This is a genomic window from Pseudomonas piscis (assembly GCF_009380155.1).
In the GTDB taxonomy this organism is placed as follows: Bacteria; Pseudomonadota; Gammaproteobacteria; order Pseudomonadales; family Pseudomonadaceae; genus Aquipseudomonas; species Aquipseudomonas piscis.
Genome location: NZ_WHUV01000005.1, coordinates 45362 through 63708, shown reverse-complemented (window position 1 = coordinate 63708; position 18347 = coordinate 45362). Strand labels below are relative to the sequence as shown.

The window sequence follows — 18347 nt, the reverse complement described above, 5'->3', positions numbered from 1 at the left end:
CGTTCAGGAAAGGCTGGACAGGTAGTCTTCGAAACCAAACTCGCGAACCACTTCGACACTACCGTCGAGTTGTTTCACGACGATGGACGGCATTTTCAGACCGTTGAACCAGTTTTTCTTGACCATGGTGTAACCCGCCGCGTCAACGAACGACAGTCGATCGCCGATGGCCAGCGGACGCTCGAATTGGTACTCGCCGAAGATGTCGCCGGCCAGGCACGACTTGCCGCAGACCATGTAGGTGTGCTCGCCGTCGTTGGGGGCCATCTTGGCATTGAGGCGATAGATCAGCAGGTCGAGCATGTGCGCTTCGATGGAGCTGTCCACCACCGCCAGGTGCTTGCCGTTGTACAGGGTGTCGAGCACGGTGGTTTCCAGCGAGGCGCTCTGGGTGATCGCCGCTTCGCCGGGCTCCAGGTACACCTGCACGCCGTACTTTTCGGAGAAGGCCTTGAGCCGGGCGCAGAACGCATCCAGGGCATAGTCTTCGCCGGTGAAGTGGATGCCGCCGCCCAGGCTGACCCATTCGACCTTGTGCAGCAGGTGGCCGAAGCGCTCCTCGATGTGGTTCAGCATCTGATCGAACAGGCCGAAGTCGCCGTTCTCGCAATTGTTGTGGAACATGAAGCCGCTGATCTGCTCGATCACTTGCTCGATCTTCGCCGGGTCCCATTCGCCCAGGCGGCTGAATGGACGAGCCGGGTCGGCCAGCAGGTAGTCGGAGCTGCTTACCTGGGGGTTGACCCGCAGGCCGCGGACCTTGCCAGCGGACTGTTCGGCGAAGCGCTGCAGCTGGCCGATGGAGTTGAAGATGATCTTGTCGCAGTTATCGAGCATTTCCTCGATCTCATCGTCGGCCCAGGCCACGCTGTAGGCATGGGTCTCGCCCGCGAACTTCTGCCGGCCCAGCTTGAGCTCGTACAGCGACGAGGAAGTGGTGCCGTCCATGTACTGCTGCATCAGGTCGAACACCGACCAGGTAGCGAAGCATTTGAGGGCCAGCAGGGCCTTGGCGCCGGATTGCTCGCGCACATAGGCGATCTTCTGCATGTTGACCAGCAGCTTCTGTTTGTCGATGAGGTAGTAAGGCGTCTTGATCATTGGGCGATCTCCGGCAGGGCCAGCCAAAAAGGTACGCATTGTGCCTTCAGTGCCCACAGATCGAAAGCACGGAAATGGATTTTCGCCGGACGGCCTCGCTTGTACGGGGCAGGGCGGTGGCCGAAGGCCCTGCGGGCCTTGGCGCGGCAGCGACCACAGGCATGGACCCGATCATCGAGGCAGGCCCTGTAGCCACTGCCGCAGGCTGCGCACGGGCGCGTAGCGGCCGCCGGTCAAGCACTGAATGTCCCACGCAAGCTGCCTCGTTTTTTGCTCTCCAGCGAGCACATATTTAGTAATTTTCCTGCGCCAACGCCTGTCGCACCATCTGCGCATCCGACTTGACAACCCGGGTTCTGAAACAAGGCGCCGAGCCTTCCGCCGGTGCCTGCCGTCTCGCAGAAGGACACAGACATGAGCGTTGAACAAATACACGTGGATACCCTGGTGGTGGGTGCGGGCCAGGCCGGCGTGGCCATGAGCGAGCACCTGGGCAAGCTGGGCGTGCCGCACCTGGTGCTGGAGCGCAAGCGCATCGCCGAGGCCTGGCGCAGTGGCCGCTGGGATTCGCTGGTGGCCAACGGCCCGGCCTGGCACGACCGTTTCCCGGGGCTGGAATTCGACCTGGGCCCCGACGCCTTCGCCACCAAGGACCAGGTGGCGGACTACTTCGAAGCCTATGCCCGCCAGGTCGACGCGCCGATCCGTACCGGTGTCGAAGTGCGCCAGGTGCAGCGCAACGTCGGCCGTCCCGGCTTCACGGTCGAGACGTCCATGGGGCCGATCCAGGCCAATCGGGTGGTAGCGGCCACCGGGCCGTTCCAGCGCCCGGTGATCCCGCCCATCGCTCCTGTCGATACCCGGCTCCTGCAGATCCACTCCGCCGACTACCGTAACCCGCAACAACTGCCGGCAGGTGCGGTGCTGGTGGTGGGCGCCGGATCGTCCGGGGTGCAGATCGCCGATGAGCTGCAACGTGCCGGCCGCCAGGTGTACCTGTCGGTGGGCGCCCACGACCGGCCGCCACGCGCCTACCGTGGCCGTGATTTCTGCTGGTGGCTCGGGGTCCTGGGGGAGTGGGACGCCGAAATCGCCAAGCCCGGCCGCGAGCACGTGACTATCGCCGTCAGTGGTGCCCGTGGCGGCCGGACCATCGATTTCCGTGCCCTGGCCCACCAGGGAATCACCCTGGTGGGGTTGACCAAGGCCTTCGACGGCGACCGGGTGAGCTTCCAGGCCGACCTGGTGGACAACCTCGCCCGGGGCGACGAGAACTACCTGGCCCTGCTGGATGCCGCCGACGCCTACATCGTCCGCAACGGCCTCGACCTGCCGGCCGAACCCGAAGCCCGGCGACGCCTGCCGGACCCAGAGTGCGTGACGCGACCGATCCTCGAGCTGGACCTGCGGGCCGCGGGCATCACCTCGATCATCTGGGCCACCGGTTATGCCGTGGATTTTTCCTGGTTGCAGGTCGACACCTTCAGCGAACAGGGCAAGCCCTTGCACCAGCGCGGCGTGTCCCGCGAGCCGGGGATCTACTTCCTCGGCCTGCCGTGGCTGTCACGGCGCGGTTCGTCGTTCATCTGGGGTGTCTGGCACGACGCCAAGCACATCGCCGATCACATCGCCACCCAGCGCAAGTACCAGGCCTATGGCAGCGAGCCGGCCGAGTCCAGCGTCCATACCTTCAGTTCCGTGGGAGCCCGTTGATGCCAGTCCATACCCGTATCCGCATGTTCAACACCAAGGACACCTATCCCAACCAGACCCTGGACAACGACCTCTGCCAGGCGGTGCGCGCCGGCAACACGGTGTATGTCCGGGGCCAGGTGGGCACCGATTTCGCCGGCAACCTGGTGGGGCTCGGCGATCCACGAGCCCAGGCCGAACAGGCGATGAAGAACGTCAAGCAGTTGCTGGAGGAGGCCGGCAGCGAGCTGGCCCATATCGTCAAGACCACTACCTACCTCATCGATCCGCGCTATCGCGAGCCGGTCTACCAGGAGGTGGGCAAGTGGCTCAAGGGCGTGTTCCCGATCTCCACCGGCCTGGTGGTCGCGGCCCTGGGCCAGCCCCAGTGGCTGATGGAGATCGACGTGATCGCGGTGATTCCCGAGTGAGTGCCGTACTGTGGAGTTCGGCGGCGCCGCTTGGCCCGCCCCAGGAGCTATCGTTGCCATGACTTTTTCCATCGTTGGGCGCTGCGCCGAAACCGGCCAGCTGGGCATTGCCATCAGTTCCTCGAGCATCGCCGTGGGCGCACGCTGTCCCTGGGTGCGGGCCGGGGTCGGGGCGGTAGCCACCCAGAACGTCACCCTGCCGGCCCTGGGGCCGCAGATCCTCGACCTGCTGGAGAGCTACAAGCTGGAACCGCAGCAGGCGCTGCAACAGGCCCTGGGGCGCAATGGCTGGAGCCAGTACCGCCAGGTCACGGTAATCGACGACCAGGGGCGCACCGCGCTGTTCAGCGGCCAGCAGGCCCTGGGCACCCACAACGCCGTGGCTGGCGAGCAGTGCGTAGCGGCCGGCAACCTGTTGGCCGGGACCGAGGTCATCGAGGCCATGGTCCAAGCCTTCGAGGGCACCCCGGGGATGCTCGCCGAACGCTTGCTGGCGGCGATGCACGCCGCGATGCGCGCCGGCGGCGAGGCCGGGCCGGTGCATTCGGCGGCGCTGATGGTGGCGGACGACCTGACCTGGCCCGTGGTCGACCTGCGGGTGGACTGGGCCGAAGAGAACCCCATCGGTCAGCTCAATGATCTGTGGCAAGCCTATCGCCCGCAGATGCAGGACTACCTGACCCGGGCCCTGGACCCCACGGCGGCCCCCAGCTATGGAGTGCCGGGCAATGAATGAGCCGTCGAGCCGCGAACTGCTGGCACGGTTGGTGGGCTTCGCCACGGTCAGTCGTGATTCCAACCTGGAGCTGATTGCCTTCATCCGCGATTACCTGGCGGGCCTCGGGGTCGACAGCGAGCTGATCTACAACCCCGAGCGCACCAAGGCCAACCTGTTCGCCAGCATCGGTCCCGACGACCGTGGCGGCATCGTGCTCTCCGGCCACACCGACGTGGTCCCGGTGGATGGCCAGGCCTGGACGGTGGAGCCCTTCGTGCTGAGCGAGCATGAAGGGCGCCTGTACGGGCGTGGCACGGCAGACATGAAGGGGTTCATCGCCGCGGTGCTGGCGGCGGTACCGGCCTTGCTCCGGCGGCCGTTGCGGCTACCCGTGCACCTGGCGTTCTCTTATGACGAGGAGGTGGGTTGCCTCGGCGTAAGGCCGATGCTCGCCCGCTTGCAGGCCCGAGCGCACCGGCCGTTGCTGTGCCTGATCGGCGAACCCACCGAGCTGCGGCCAGTGCTGGGGCACAAGGGCAAGCTGGCCATGCGCTGCCAGGTGCGGGGCGTCGCTTGTCATTCGGCCTATGCGCCCCAGGGGGTCAACGCCATCGAGTACGCGGCGCGGTTGATCGGCGAGCTCGGGGAGATCGGTACCCGCCTGGCGCAGCCGCAGCACCATGACCGACGGTTCGATCCGCCTTTCACCACGCTGCAGACCGGCATCATCCGTGGCGGCCGGGCATTGAACATCGTGCCGCAGGATTGCCAGTTCGATTTCGAGGTGCGCACCCTGCCGGGCTTCGACCCCCAGCAGGTGGTGGACGAGTTGCAAGACTATGCCCAGCAGCAGTTGCTGCCTGGGATGCGCGCCGTGCAGGCCGATACCGCCATCGACCTGCAGCCCTTGAGCGCCTATCCGGGGCTGGCTACCGCGCCCGACAGCGAGGCTGCCGAACTGCTGGCGCTGCTCAGTGGCTCCCGGGAGTTTGGCACCGTGGCCTTCGGCACCGAGGGCGGCTTGTTCCATGAGGCCGGCATTCCCACGGTGGTGTGTGGGCCGGGCAGCATGGACCAGGGACACAAGCCGGATGAGTTCATCAGCCTGGAGCAGCTCGCGGCCTGCGATGCGCTGCTGCTGCGCCTGGTGGACTGGCTGGCGCAACCGGCCTGAATCGATCTCGTCCGCCGACCCTGGCACAGCCCCGCGCGCCAGCCCGGGCTGCGGTTCGCGAGGGCTCTGCGACGGGCTTTCGAGGCTTATCTTGCTACAGAGCTTTTTCATGGGACTGGAGCATATTTTTAGTATTTTTCCTCCGCTCCCCAGTGACGCACCATCGCCTTGAACTCCTATAACAACCAGGCCGTCGCAACGGCCGACGAGGGCATGCAGCGTGTTCGATCTTCGTTACTGGCAGCAACGGGCTGCCCAACAGACATTCATAGACCAGGCGCTGATCGGCGGACGCCGCCAGCCGGCGCGGTCAGGCGCGACCTTCGACGCCATCAACCCCGCCACCGGCCAGGTGCTGGCCCAGGTCAGTGCCTGCAATGCCGACGATGTCGAGCTGGCAGTGGCCAACGCCCGCCAAGCCTATGAACAGGGGCCCTGGGCGCGCATGGCCCCCGTACAGCGCAAGCGGGTACTGCTGCGCCTGGCCCAGTTGCTGCTCGAGCACCGCGAGGAGCTGGCCTTGCTGGATTCGCTGAACATGGGCAAGCCGGTGATGGAAGCCTGGAATGTCGATGTGCCTGGCGCCGCCAACGTCTTCGCCTGGTACGCCGAGAGCATCGACAAACTCTACGACCAGGTAGCCCCCGGCGCGGCCGACAGCCATGTCAGCATCCGCCGCGAGCCACTGGGAGTGGTCGCTGCCGTGGTGCCCTGGAACTATCCCCTGGACATGGCCGCCTGGAAGTTGGCACCGGCCCTGGCGACCGGCAACTCGGTGGTGCTCAAGCCCGCCGAGCAATCGCCGTTCTCGGCCCTGCGCCTGGCCGAGCTGGCGCTGGAGGCTGGTCTGCCCGAAGGCGTGCTCAACGTGGTGCCGGGCCTGGGGCCCGAGGCCGGGCGCGCCCTGGGCTTTCACCCGGATGTGGACTGCCTGGTATTCACCGGGTCCACCGAGGTGGGCAAGTACTTCATGCAGTATTCGGCGCAGTCCAACCTCAAGCAGGTCTGGCTGGAGTGTGGCGGCAAGAGTCCGAACCTGGTGTTCGCCGATTGCCAGGACCTGGACCTGGCCGCCGAGAAGGCCGCATTCGGCATCTTCTACAACCAGGGCGAGGTGTGCTCGGCCAACTCGCGGTTGCTGGTGCAGCGCAGCATCCACGATGAATTCGTCGAGCGCCTGCTGGCCAAGGCCCGGGACTGGCGCCCCGGCAATCCCCTGGACCCGGCCAGCCGCGCCGGGGCCATGGTCGATGCACGCCAGGCTGCCAGTGTCATGGCCCATATCGAGCGGGCCCGGGAACAGGGCGCGCAGTTGGCCTGTGGTGGCCGGCGCCTGCGGATCGACGACAGCGAAAACTACATCGAGCCGACCATCTTCACCGGTGTCCAGCCGCAGATGAGCATCGCCCGCGAAGAGGTGTTCGGCCCAGTGCTGGCGGTGAGCGCATTCGACAGCGAGGAACAGGCCATCGCCCTGGCCAACGACAGCGTCTACGGCCTGGCGGCCTCGCTGTGGACCGACGACCTCAACCGGGCCCATCGCGTGGCCCGGCAGCTGCGGGTCGGCACCGTGTCGGTGAACACCGTGGATGCCCTGGACGTCACCGTGCCCTTTGGCGGTGCCCGGCAGTCGGGTTTCGGCCGCGACCTGTCGCTGCATGCCTTCGATAAATACACCCAGCTCAAGACCACCTGGTTCCAGCTGCGCTGAATCCTGCTCGATGCCTTGCGGCGCCGTGCGGGTGCCGTCGCGCCTGCCGCCCTGGCGGCAGGCTCACAACAATAAGAACGGAGTATGTGGCATGACGACGAATGTCTTGGACGGGGCCACGGGTTCCGCCGCCAAGGGTGGTTTGCGCCGGGTCCTGGGCCTGGGCTCGCTGATCTCGGTGGCCGTGGGCCTGGTGGTTTCCCAGGGAGTGATGGTGATGATGCTGCAAGGCGCAGGCATGGCCGGCATGGGGTTCTTCATCCCGCTGCTGCTGGGCTACCTGCTGGCCCTTACCTATGCCTTGTCGTTTTCCGAACTGGCGCTGCTGGTGCCCCGGGCCGGTAGCCTGAGCAGCTACACCGAGGTGGCCATCGGGCACTTCCCGGCGATCCTCGCGACCTTCTCCGGCTACATGGTGGTGGCGATGTTCGCCCTGTCCGCCGAGCTGCTGCTCCTGGACCTGATCATCGGCAAGGTCTACCCCGGCGCGCTGCCGCCCATGGTGGTGGCCTATGGCGTGCTGGGCACCTTCACCGTGCTCAACCTGCTGGGCATCGACGTGTTCGCCAAGCTGCAGACGGTGTTGGCGGTGGTGATGGTGGTGATCTTGCTGACCCTGGGCCTGGGGGCCATCGGCAGTCCCCAGGCCGACCTGCAACTGCCCCTGGACCAGGGCTGGAACCCGCTGCACTTCGGGGCCCTGGCTCTGGCGGCAATGGCCATCTGGGGCTTCGTCGGCGCCGAGTTCGTCTGCCCGCTGGTGGAGGAGACCAAGCGTCCGGAGCGCAATATCCCGCGCTCGATGATCATCGGCCTGAGCCTGATTTTCCTGGTGATCACCCTGTATTGTCTGGGCGCCTTGCTGTGCATCCCCCGGGACCAGCTGGCGAGCGATCCGCTGCCGCATTTCCTGTTCGCCACCACGGTGTTCGGCGAGACCGGCAAGGCGTTCCTGGTGGGCGCGGTGCTCACCGCTACCTGCAGCACGGTCAACTCGTCACTGGCGGCGCTGCCCCGCATGCTCTACGGCATGGCCCAGAACGGTCAGGCCTTTCCCCAGTTCAAGCGCCTGAGCACGGGCACCCGCACGCCCTGGGTAGCGGTGCTGTTCATCGCCGCCATCACCGGCCTGCCGATCCTGTTGCTGGGCCAGGACCCGGATTCGGTCAGCCTGCTGTTGCTGGCCGCGGCCCTGGCCTGGCTCTTGGCCTACATCATCGTGCACATCGACGTGATCGCCCTGCGCCGGCGCTATCCGGACGCGCCCCGGCCGTTCCGCTCGCCGTTCTATCCCTGGCCCCAGGTGGTGGGTATCGGCGGCATGCTGTTCGCGATCTACCACGCTTCGCCGGCGCCGGAGATGACTGCGCGGATCTTCGGCAGCGCCGGGGTGGTGCTGGGGATCATCTCGTTGATCGCCGTGCTCTGGGTCAAGCTAGTGATGCACAAGCCGCTGTTCGTCCCCGAACCCCTGGTGCCGGCCGCCCCGACAACCCCTTCCGAGCAATCCACCTACAGTGCAGGAGAACGACCATGAGTGCTTCCAATCCCCAGCCGCAGCGCAGCACCCGGGACTACCAGGATCTGGACGCGGCGCACCATATCCACGCCTTCCTCGACCAGAAGGCCCTGAACGCCGAGGGCCCACGGGTGATCGTGCGTGGCCAGGGCCTGCAGCTCTGGGACAACGACGGCAAGCGCTACCTGGATGGCATGTCCGGCCTGTGGTGCACCAACCTCGGTTATGGCCGCAAGGACCTGGCGGCCGCGGCCACGGCCCAGCTCGAACAGCTGCCGTACTACAACATGTTCTTCCACACCACCCACCCGGCGGTGGTGGAGTTGTCCGAGCTGTTGTTCAGCCTGTTGCCGGCGCACTACAGCCATGCCATCTACACCAATTCCGGTTCCGAGGCCAATGAGGTGCTGATCCGCACTGTGCGCCGCTACTGGCAGATCCTCGGCCAGCCGCAGAAGAAGGTGATGATCGGCCGCTGGAACGGCTATCACGGCTCGACGCTCGCGGCCACGGCCCTGGGCGGCATGAAGTTCATGCATGAAATGGGCGGGCTGATTCCGGATGTCGCGCATATCGACGAACCCTACTGGTTCGCCCATGAGGGCAACTTGAGCCCGGCCGAGTTCGGCCTGCGTTGCGCCCGGCAATTGGAGGAGAAGATCCTCGAACTGGGGGCCGAGAACGTCGCCGGGTTCATCGCCGAACCCTTCCAGGGCGCAGGGGGCATGATCTTCCCGCCGCAAAGCTACTGGCCAGAGATCCAGCGCATCTGCCGCCAGTACGACGTGCTGCTGTGCGCCGACGAGGTGATCGGCGGGTTCGGGCGCACCGGCCAGTGGTTCGCCCACCAGCATTTCGGTTTCGAGCCCGACACCCTGTCCATCGCCAAGGGCCTGACCAGTGGCTACGTGCCCATGGGTGGCCTGGTGCTGGGCAAGCGCATCGCCCAGGTGCTGGTGGAGGAGGGTGGCGTGTTCGCCCACGGCCTGACCTATTCCGGGCATCCGGTGGCGGCGGCCGTGGCCATCGCCAACCTCAAGGCCTTGCGCGACGAGGGCGTGGTGGACCGGGTCCGCGACGATACCGGCCCGTACTTGCAGCAGTGCCTGCGGGAGGTGTTCGGCAACCATCCGCTGATTGGAGAGATCCAGGGCACCGGTCTGGTGGCCGCCTTGCAATTGGCCAAGGACAAGGCCAGCCGCCAGCGCTTCGCCAACGAGAACGACATCGCCTGGCGCTGTCGCACCCTGGGTTTCGAGGAGGGGGTGATCATTCGCTCGACCCTGGGCCGGATGATCATGGCCCCGGCCCTGGTGGCGACTCGGACGGATATCGACGAGCTGGTGGACAAGACCCGTCGCGCGCTGGAGCGCACCGCAGGTGAGATCGACGCCGGGAGCTTGCCAGCGGCCTGATGGTCGATAGGCGCTTGTCCCGATCCGTTATCGGGTGAGAAAAAACACCCCGCCGGAGCCTGGCTCCGGCGGGGTGTTTTTTTCTGCAGTACAGGGGAAGGGGTTCCCGCTGCATGGTGCCGGCCACTACCGCTAGCCTATTTTAGGTCTAGAACTTGCCGTTCAGGCCCAGGCGGAAGCTGTCGTTGCGCTCATCGGAGCCCAGGGCGGTCTTGTAGGAGAAGCCCAGTTGCCAGGCGCGTCCGAGGTTGAAGTCCATACCCATGTCCAGGCTGGCGAAATCGCTGTCCTGGGCGTCAGGCTTGAGGCGATACAAGATGCCCTCGTCGCCCTGGTCGGTGTAGCGCATCTTGTAGTCGCTGTGGGTGCTGAAATTGTGCCCCCAAGCCAGGCCTACCTTGGGAGTGACCACACCGACCCGGGTCATCAGGTCATAGCCGGTACGCAGGCCCAGGTAGGACGTGAAGTTCTGCTGGCGCTGTTCCTCATAGGACAGGCTGTAGATGCCTCCACCGTTTTCTCTGAAGGCGTCCAGGCGCGTGGTGCTGGCATTGAAACGCCCATAGGGCGTCAGCGACAGCTGGCCCTGGCGGTATTCGTAGCTGGCGGTGAGGGACGCGAACAACTGGTCGGCATCGCGCGAGCCACGGGCGTAGTCGTTGGCGCTGCCGGTGATGTAGCGACGCGAATCGAAGCTGATGCGGTTATAGCCCAGCAAGCCGTCCAGGTAGAACTGCGAGGCGGGGTTCAGGCTCAGATAGGTGGCGATGCCGATGGCGTCCGCATCGCTGCGGGTCTTGTGGTCGCCAATCTCGCTGCGATCAGTGCCGTAGCCGATGCCTATACCGGCGATGACGGTAGGCGACAGGCGATAGTCGGCACCGGCGCTCAGGCCCATGGTGGTGAAGCTGTTGTCACGGGCGCCGCGGGCATGGGTCGAGCCGTTGTTGACGAAACCATCGCTCCAGAACGCCAGGGCCTGCTGTTGGCACTCGCCATTTTGCGCAGCGCTCGCAGCTTCGCGTTTTTGCTGCTCGGTCTGGTTTGCCGAACTCCCCAGTTGCTGCTCGATGGCCTTGGCCATCTCGCCCAGGGGCAGGTCGCTACCGTCCTTGCGCAGGCTGGCATTGAACGAATTGCGCTCGCAACGCATTTGATGCAGTTGTTCCAGTCGATGGTTGAAGTTGTCCATCTGGGTACTGGCAAAGCGTTCTGCGCTCCGGCTTTGGGCATTGAGCAGGCCGATCACTTCGCCATCCTTGGTGGGGTCCGGACGCGGCTGGACGATGAAGCTGAACGTGCTGGCAGCGCTGGAGCCCGTGCCGTTGTGCAACCTGAAGCTGATGATCGCGGTACCGGCAAAGGCCGCCGAGGGCACGAAGCGCATCGAGAAGGGGCCGCGCATCATGGCCCTACCGGCCGAGGCCGGACTCACCGTACCCAGGATGACCTGGGTGAAGGGGCCGCCCGTGGCGCCTTGGGTCAGGTCGACGATGGCTTCTTCTCCGGCCGAGAGGATCTGGCTGGAGGCCGGCACGCTGATGGGCACGGCGCTGATGCTGATCGAGTAGGCCCGCGAGCCCGTGGCGCCGTTGCTATCGGTGCTGGTGAGGGTCAGGTTGCTGGTGCCGCTGGCCGTTGGCGTACCGCTGATTGTCCCGGTGCTGGAGTTCAGGCTCAGGCCAGCGGGCAGGCTGCCGCTGGTGATGCTGTAGGTGTAGGGCGCGCTGCCTCCGGAACTGCTGAGGACCGCGCTGTAGGCCGTGCCGCTGGTGCCTGCGCCCAGGGTCGCGGGGTTGATACTCAGGGTCGGTGCACTGACGGTGAGGGTCACGGTGGCCGGGCTCGAAGTGCCACTGGCGTTGGTGGCGGTATAGGCGAAGGTGTCGTTGCCGGAATAACCGGCAGTGGGTGTGTAGGTGATGCTGGTGCCGGTGGCGGTAGCGGTGCCGTGGGTCGCGGCGGTGGAGACGGCCACGCTGGTAGCAGCACCGCCGGTGATGCTCAACGTGATCGAGTTACTGCTGCTGTTGGCCGCGACCGTGGCGCTGACCGAGTTGGCTACTGGGGCCTGTGCATTGATTTGCAGGGAATAGGCCTGGTTGCCTGTAACACCGTTGTTGTCGGTGCTAGTGATGGTCAGGTTGCTGGTGCCGCTGGCCGTTGGCGTACCGCTGATCGCGCCGGTGAGAGTGTTCAGGCTCAGGCCCGCGGGCAGACTGCCGCTGGTGATGTTGTAGGAGTAGGGCACAGTACCGCCGCTGGTGCTGAGAATGGTGCTGTAGGCCGTGCCCACCGTGCCATTGGTGAAACTGGCCGGAGTAATCACCAGGGTTGGAGCGTTGATGGTGAGGCTCACGGTGGCCGGGCTGGAGGTGCCGCTGGCGTTGGTGGCGGTATAGGCGAAGGTGTCGCTGCCGGAGTAACCAGGGGCAGGGGTGTAGGTGATGCTGGTGCCGGTGGCGGTAGCGGTGCCGTGGGTCGCGGCGGTGGAGACGGCCACGCTGGTGGCGGCACCGCCACTCAGGCTCAGGGTGATCGGGTTACTGATGCTGTTGGCTGCCAACGTGGCGCTGACCGAGTTGGCTACTGGGGCCTGTGCATTGATTTGCAGGGAATAGGCCTGGTTGCCTGTAACACCGTTGTTGTCGGTGCTGGTGATGGTCAGGTTGCTGGTGCCGCTGGCCGTTGGCGTACCGTTGATCGCGCCGGTGATGGTATTCAGGCTCAGCCCGGAAGGCAGGCTGCCGCTGGTGATGTTGTAGGAGTAGGGCGCCGTGCCGCCGCTGGTGCTGAGAATGATGCTGTAGGCCGTGCCCACCGTACCATTGCTGAAACTGGCCGGAGTAATCACCAGGGTGGGAGCGCTGACGGTGATGGTCACGGTGGCCGGGCTGGAGGTGCCGCTGGCGTTGGTGGCGGTATAGGCGAAGGTGTCGCTGCCGGAGTAACCGGCGGTGGGTGTGTAGGTGATGCTGGTGCCCGTGGCGGTAGCGGTCCCGTGGGTCGCGGCGGTGGCGACGGCCACGCTGGCAGCGGTGCCACCGGTGATATTCAGGGTGATCGGGTTGCTGCTGCTGTTGGCCACGACCGTGGCGCTGACGGCGTTGGCAACCGGCGCCTGAGCGTTGATCGTCAAGGTGTAGGCCCTGGAGCCGGTGGCGCTGTTGGCGTCGGTGGCGGTGACGGTCAGGTTGGCGGTGCCACTGGCGCTCGGTGTGCCACTGACCAAACCGCTGCTGGTGTGCAGGCTCAGCCCGGCCGGCAGGCTGCCGCTGGTGATTGCGTAGGTGTAGGGCGCAGTGCCGCCGGAGGCAGTCAGGGTCGTGCTGTAGGCCGTGCCCTGAGTGCCGTTGGGCACAGTGGTCGGCGTTATCGCCAGGGTCGGCGCACTGACGGTGATGGTCACGGTGGCCGGGCTGGAGGTGCCGCTGGCGTTGGTGGCGGTATAGGCAAAGGTGTCGCTGCCGGAGTAACCGGCGGTGGGTGTGTAGGTGATGCTGGTGCCCGTGGCGGTGGCGGTGCCGTGGGTCGCGGCGGTGGAGACGGCCACGCTGGTGGCCGCGCCGCCACTCAGGCTCAGGGTGATCGGGTTGCTGCTGCTGTTGGCCACGACCGTGGCGCTTACCGGGCCAACGGTCGGAGCCGGCACGGCATAGGTATAGGCATTGGTCAGGGTCGCCGTGCCGCTTGGGGTGGTAACCATCACATTCACCGCGCCAGCGGCGTGGGCCGGGGTAGTGGCGGTGATGGTGCTGGCATTGCTGACGCTAAAACCCGTGGCGGCCGTGCCGCCAAAGCTGACCGCGGTCGCCCCGGTCAGGTTGGTGCCGCTCAGGGTGACGGCGGTAGCGCCGGCGGTGGTGCCGGTGTTGGGGGAGACCGACGTCAGGGTCGGCGTTGCCCCGCCCGTGACCAACAGGGTGTAGGTGGCGACACCGCCCTGATTCAGGCCGTCATTGAGGGTGATGCTGAAGGTGTAGCTGCCGGCGGTGGTTGGAGCGCCGTGAAGCGTGGTGGTTGCGCTGCCCGGTGACGGATCGAGGATCAGGCCCGAGGGCAGGCAGGGGGTCACGCCATCGTAGTCCGGGTCGTTGGCATCGCATTCCACCCACTTGTCCAGAGGCAGGGCTCCGCCAGTGGAACTGATGGGGATGCTCATGGACTGGCCCACCGCCACGCTGGGCAAGGTACTGCCCGAGGCCGGGCTGGTGATCACTGGAGCCGCGGCCATTGCCTGGTTCGCCAGGGGCAGCATGACCAGCAGCATAAAGAGTGAAAGCAGTGGGCGTTTCACCCAGGTACCTAGCGCGATAAGTGGCGTTTTCATGGGGCTTCCTGCCTTGCGACCGGCTTGCGGGTCGTGTCCAGCGTGAATGTTGATAAAGGTCAAGCGGTTACAACATCGCTACAACCGGCCCAATGGCCAGGTCCTGCACGACACTCAAGGGTTGTCGAGGTCCTCTTGTGCAACAGGCCGGACGGGCCGCTGCATCTGGGTATAGAGGCCGCTTTCGGCGCCGCTCTGGAAGCCCAGGCGCTCATAGAGCCTGCGGGCCGGGCTGCCTTGTTCGACGCTCAGGCTGCAGGAGCGGCCCAGGGCATCGGCCTCGGCGAGCAGGCTCTGCAGTAATTGCGTGCCAATGCCCTGGCCGTGCCAAGCCGGGAGCAGGGCGATATCGACGATGCGCACATCGTTCGCCTGGCGATTCACGCACAGGCGCCCGATGGGGAGGCCCGCCTGCTCGATGATCAGGAAATCCGCCGCGGGGTAGTGTTTTTCATAGTGCTGGCGTTGCAACTCAGCCTGGGACACCAGGAAGGCACGGCGCTGGGCGTCATGCCAGCCGGGCACCGCGCTGACCTCGGCCCAGCGGCGCGACAGGTACAGCCCATGCAGAAACGCCCGATCGAGGTCGTCCTGCTGGCGCAGTACGACCTGGGGGCCTGCCGTTGGTGGGAGGTGCGTGGAGTACGTCATCAGGGTTTGATCGGGTACTCGCCATCCAGGCAGATGCAATAGCACAACGTCAGGTAGGGCTGCATGGTGTTGCGCATCGTCGGCGGGATCGTGGGGTTGCCGGCCGGTCCCACTGTACCGGGGTCCAGCGTTTGGTCGCCCGACGTCGGGATGACGGTGCTGTACAAGCGCACATTGCGTGGTTGTGCCAGGTAAGCGGTGTTGTTGGGGGTGTCCAGGGCCGCTGCCGTTTCGCTGCCGTCCTTGGCCAGGACCAAGTGGGTATGGGACGAGATGTTATTGGGCTGCAGCTGTATCCGGTCGGCGCCCATCTTGATACCCACGGCGAACTGGCTGAGGGCTCCGGCACCCATGGCGACGCGTCCGCTGAGATCGGGCAGTTGGAAGGTTATCCCTGGAGTGCCGCCATACATGTTGCCAATGACCGAAAAGAGCCCCGGATTCTGTTGGACAGTAAGGGTCGAACCATCGCAATAGGCCCAGTTTCGCGGTGCGAAGTTGTAGGGGAACAGTCTGATTTCACCGGTAAACGCGTCCATGATCGGTCATTCCAGATTGAGTGATAAAAGTTACTGGCTGCGGGTCGGGTACAGGCCGGCCAGGCAAATGATGTAGCAGATGCTCAGTGAGCCCATCAGGTTTGAATGAGGGGTCGCGTTGATGCTGGGGGGGATCAGCGCCGTGTCGAGAAAGGCCGGGTCCAGGGCTTGGGCGGGAGAGGTACCGGTTCCCTTGCTGTACAGGCCAGTGATGATGCCCGCACCCGGGAACGTGCCGAAGGTCATCTTCTTGGGAGTGGCCGCGGGGGAGGGTTCTGAGGAGGTGGCGTTGTCGGTGCTCACGTTGAAGGAGTGGCTATGGCTTGGCGTGTTCTCCGGGCGCATGGTGACTGCTGTCACTCCCATGGTTGTCACCAGTGCCCTTGGGGTCAGGCCCGGACCACTTCCCATCCCTACAACGAGGCGGTCGGAGTAGTTCGGCACGGCGAAGGTGGTGGTGCCGTTGCCGCCGTACAGGGTACCCAGTAGCGAATACAGGATTTGGTAGTCGTTGATCGAGAGAAGCTTGCCGTCACACACTGTCCAACCTTGAGGTGGATAGTTACCAGCGAATATGCGGATCTCTCCGACGAAGGCTTCAGACATATCAGTTTCCTTGCTTGAGGGCCTGTAGATAGCCGTTAGGGGCGCGGAGGGTAGGTGCCGGTCGTGGCAATGCAGAAACAGCCGACGATGGAAGGTTGCATGTTCTGCATGGGCAAGCCCTCGGTCGGAGCGACCGTGGCGCTGTTGATGCGCATAGGATTGTTCGCCGCCAGGGCGTAGGTCGGTTTTGCAACCGCGCCCGCGGTGTTCGAGCTGATGGCGGGAATGTTGCCGGCAGGGCCAGCGTTACCGGTGGTATTCGAGACATGGGTGGCATGGGTGTGCGCGAGCAGCGAACTTTGCGGCATGGCCACTGTTTCAGTGCCGCCCTGAGTGCCCAGCACATGGACATCCATGATCGGAGGAACAGTCGAGGGCTTGAGGTTCTGTCCCAGGGCTACCCGGCCACGCAGGTCCGGCAGGCCGAAGGTGGTGGTGCCATCGCCACCGAAGGTCTTGCCCAGCAGGGAGGCCAGCGCCACGTTGCTGTTGAATGGCAAGATTTGCCCCTCGCACGGGAGCCAGCCTTCAGGTGCCCAACCCCAGGGGAACAGGCGGATTTCGCCGAGAAAGGGATCCATGTTCTTCTCTCCTTAAAGATGCTGGCTGAAGTGACTTCTAAAGCTGGCAATTTGATGTTGCGCACGATATACAAAATATAATTTAGTTAGCAAACAGTATTTTTTTGCTGAAATAAGTGGAGCTGGCATCTGTCTTTATTGACTTTTTAGTTGCGGTGGTTTTTCGCTTGTGCAGTAACATTAGTTTCATCTTTGGCGGTAACGCTTGCTGGAGGACTGGTTTTTAGCTTTAACGTTTTAGTTGGATGGCAGAATGCCTTGATTGGGTGCTTGGTTACCGCCATGGCGCGACCTTTGCCTAACAGGGGCAGGCGTTCGAGCGACAGCTTGTCGCCCCATGGTTTGGGCTTTCATTAATGGCAGGGGCCTTCTGTCTCGGGCTTTTCAGGGCTCTAGAGCGAATTTTAGTTGAGCTTGCAGGGCAGGTTTCAGGATTTAAAGTTGCGGATAAAACAAAGCACGCTAACGATTTTCAGAAAAAACCTGACCTGATTTAAAAGTGATTGGGGGGTATGGTTTTAGAATGGAGATAGAGGGAAGTGTTACCTGGCGTGGTTCTTTTTGTTACCAGGATTTCAACTTATTCCCAACTAGAGTACTCGGGAATTATGGCGAAAAGTTTGGCTCCAGGAGGGCCGTCTTGCCGGACGCTTTCAGGCCTTGCACCTGAAAGCGTCCGGGCGCCGCCAGATTGGCGGCGCCCGGTACGGGACTTTAGAGCCCGGCGTTATCGGCCGTTGCTGTCTTCGGCTTGCCGTAGTGCCACTCGTAGACCACGAACTTGAAGTCCTTGAGGTCGCCTTTTTCATCGAAGCTCAGGTCCCCGGTCGGGGTCTTGAAGGTACCGGCGTGGATCGCCTCGGCGACCTTCTCCGGATCTTCACTCTTGGCTGCGGCGATGGCGCCGGCAATCACCTCTACTGCCGAGTAGGAGGGCAGCACGAATGGGCCGCTGGGGTTTTCCTTCTTGGCTTCGAAGGCTGCCACCAGCTCCTTGTTCGCCGGGTCCTGGTCGAAGGACTTGGGCAGGGTCACCAACATGCCTTCGGAGGCATCCTTGGCGATCTGCGAGATGGAGTCGTTGCCCACGCCCTCAGGCCCCATGAAGCGTGCGGTCAGGCCCTTTTCCTTGGCCTGGCGCAGCAGCAGGCCCATTTCCGGGTGGTAGCCGCCGAAGTACACGAAGTCGACGTTGGCCTGCTTGATCTTGGCCAGGATCGAGGAGTAGTCGCGCTCGCCAACGTTGATGCCTTCGAACATCGCCACCTTGATACCTTCCTTGCCAAGGATGTCCTTGACCGAGCTGGCGATACCTTCACCGTACTGCTGCTTGTCGTGGAGCACGGCGACGTTGGTGGGCTTGAGCTTGGCGATGTAGCGCGCTGCCGCCGGACCCTGGGCATTGTCCAGGCCGATGGTGCGGAACACCATTTTGTAGCCACGGGAGGTCAGCTCCGGGCTGGTGGCGGCCGGGGTGATCATCACGATGCCTTCGTCTTCATAGATGTCCGACGCTGGCTGGGTGGAACTGGAGCACAGGTGGCCGACCACGTACTTGACGCCGTCATTGACCACCTTGTTGGCCACGGCCACCGCTTGCTTGGGATCGCAGGCGTCGTCGTATTCAACGGCTTCGAGCTTCTTGCCGTCGACGCCGCCCTTGGCGTTGATCTGCTCGATGGCCATGCGCGCGCCGCTGAACTGCATGTCGCCGTATTGCGCTACCGGGCCGGTCTTGGCCCCGGCGATACCGATCCGGATGGTGTCGGCGGCCAGGGAATGGCAGGCGAGACCGGCGAGGATCATGGCGCTGAGCAGTTGGGTGGCTTTGTTATTGATACGACTCATTGTTGGTTCCACTCCTGTGGGTAACGGTTCT

At 64.4% G+C, this 18347-nt stretch carries 14 protein-coding genes; 7 read left to right on the top strand and 7 right to left on the bottom strand.

What is annotated here, in order from left to right:
* Positions 1-3 precede the first annotated feature (3 nt).
* Positions 4-1101, bottom strand: a complete 1098-nt coding sequence (gene nspC / locus GDH07_RS25130) for a carboxynorspermidine decarboxylase (RefSeq protein ID WP_053130996.1) — start codon at positions 1099-1101, stop codon at positions 4-6.
* Positions 1102-1515: 414 nt separating this feature from the next.
* On the opposite strand from nspC, the gene GDH07_RS25125 reads away from it, so the two are divergent.
* From GDH07_RS25125 to GDH07_RS25095, 7 genes are all read left to right on the top strand, one after another.
* The gene (locus GDH07_RS25125; protein WP_053130994.1) at positions 1516-2814 is read left to right on the top strand and encodes a flavin-containing monooxygenase; all 1299 of its coding nucleotides are present in this window, start codon (positions 1516-1518) and stop codon (positions 2812-2814) included.
* Positions 2814-3224, top strand: coding sequence for a RidA family protein (locus tag GDH07_RS25120; RefSeq protein ID WP_152899245.1), 411 nt, complete (start codon positions 2814-2816; stop codon positions 3222-3224). The genes GDH07_RS25125 and GDH07_RS25120 overlap by 1 nt, the downstream gene beginning before the upstream one ends.
* A gap of 58 nt (positions 3225-3282) precedes the next feature.
* Positions 3283-3960 (top strand): DUF1028 domain-containing protein, encoded by a 678-nt coding sequence (locus GDH07_RS25115; RefSeq protein WP_152899244.1) that lies wholly within the window; start codon positions 3283-3285, stop codon positions 3958-3960.
* Positions 3953-5116 carry an acetylornithine deacetylase gene (gene argE / locus GDH07_RS25110; RefSeq protein ID WP_152899243.1) on the top strand — a complete coding sequence of 388 codons (1164 nt, stop codon included), beginning with the start codon at positions 3953-3955 and terminating at the stop codon, positions 5114-5116. The genes GDH07_RS25115 and argE overlap by 8 nt, the downstream gene beginning before the upstream one ends.
* Before the next feature lie 220 nt (positions 5117-5336).
* Positions 5337-6827 (top strand): aldehyde dehydrogenase, encoded by a 1491-nt coding sequence (locus GDH07_RS25105; RefSeq protein WP_343038336.1) that lies wholly within the window; start codon positions 5337-5339, stop codon positions 6825-6827.
* 91 nt (positions 6828-6918) lie between these two features.
* Positions 6919-8364, top strand: a complete 1446-nt coding sequence (locus GDH07_RS25100; RefSeq protein ID WP_022639309.1) for an APC family permease — start codon at positions 6919-6921, stop codon at positions 8362-8364.
* Positions 8361-9761 carry an aspartate aminotransferase family protein gene (locus tag GDH07_RS25095; RefSeq protein WP_152899242.1) on the top strand — a complete coding sequence of 467 codons (1401 nt, stop codon included), beginning with the start codon at positions 8361-8363 and terminating at the stop codon, positions 9759-9761. The genes GDH07_RS25100 and GDH07_RS25095 overlap by 4 nt, the downstream gene beginning before the upstream one ends.
* Positions 9762-9909: 148 nt before the next feature.
* On the opposite strand, the gene GDH07_RS25090 is transcribed toward GDH07_RS25095, so the two are convergent.
* The 6 genes from GDH07_RS25090 to GDH07_RS25065 form a co-directional block, all read right to left on the bottom strand.
* Positions 9910-14091 (bottom strand): putative Ig domain-containing protein, encoded by a 4182-nt coding sequence (locus GDH07_RS25090; RefSeq protein ID WP_152899241.1) that lies wholly within the window; start codon positions 14089-14091, stop codon positions 9910-9912.
* A 114-nt stretch (positions 14092-14205) separates the two neighbouring features.
* Positions 14206-14742 (bottom strand): GNAT family N-acetyltransferase, encoded by a 537-nt coding sequence (locus GDH07_RS25085; protein WP_152899240.1) that lies wholly within the window; start codon positions 14740-14742, stop codon positions 14206-14208.
* Positions 14742-15281 carry a phage tail protein gene (locus tag GDH07_RS25080; protein WP_152899239.1) on the bottom strand — a complete coding sequence of 180 codons (540 nt, stop codon included), beginning with the start codon at positions 15279-15281 and terminating at the stop codon, positions 14742-14744. The genes GDH07_RS25085 and GDH07_RS25080 overlap by 1 nt, the downstream gene beginning before the upstream one ends.
* A gap of 30 nt (positions 15282-15311) precedes the next feature.
* Positions 15312-15887 carry a phage tail protein gene (locus GDH07_RS25075; protein WP_152899238.1) on the bottom strand — a complete coding sequence of 192 codons (576 nt, stop codon included), beginning with the start codon at positions 15885-15887 and terminating at the stop codon, positions 15312-15314.
* 35 nt (positions 15888-15922) lie between these two features.
* Positions 15923-16468 carry a phage tail protein gene (locus GDH07_RS25070; protein ID WP_152899237.1) on the bottom strand — a complete coding sequence of 182 codons (546 nt, stop codon included), beginning with the start codon at positions 16466-16468 and terminating at the stop codon, positions 15923-15925.
* 714 nt (positions 16469-17182) lie between these two features.
* A complete protein-coding gene (locus tag GDH07_RS25065; protein WP_152899236.1) occupies positions 17183-18316 on the bottom strand; it encodes a branched-chain amino acid ABC transporter substrate-binding protein in 1134 nt (377 codons plus the stop codon).
* Between the last annotated feature and the right edge of the window lie 31 nt (positions 18317-18347).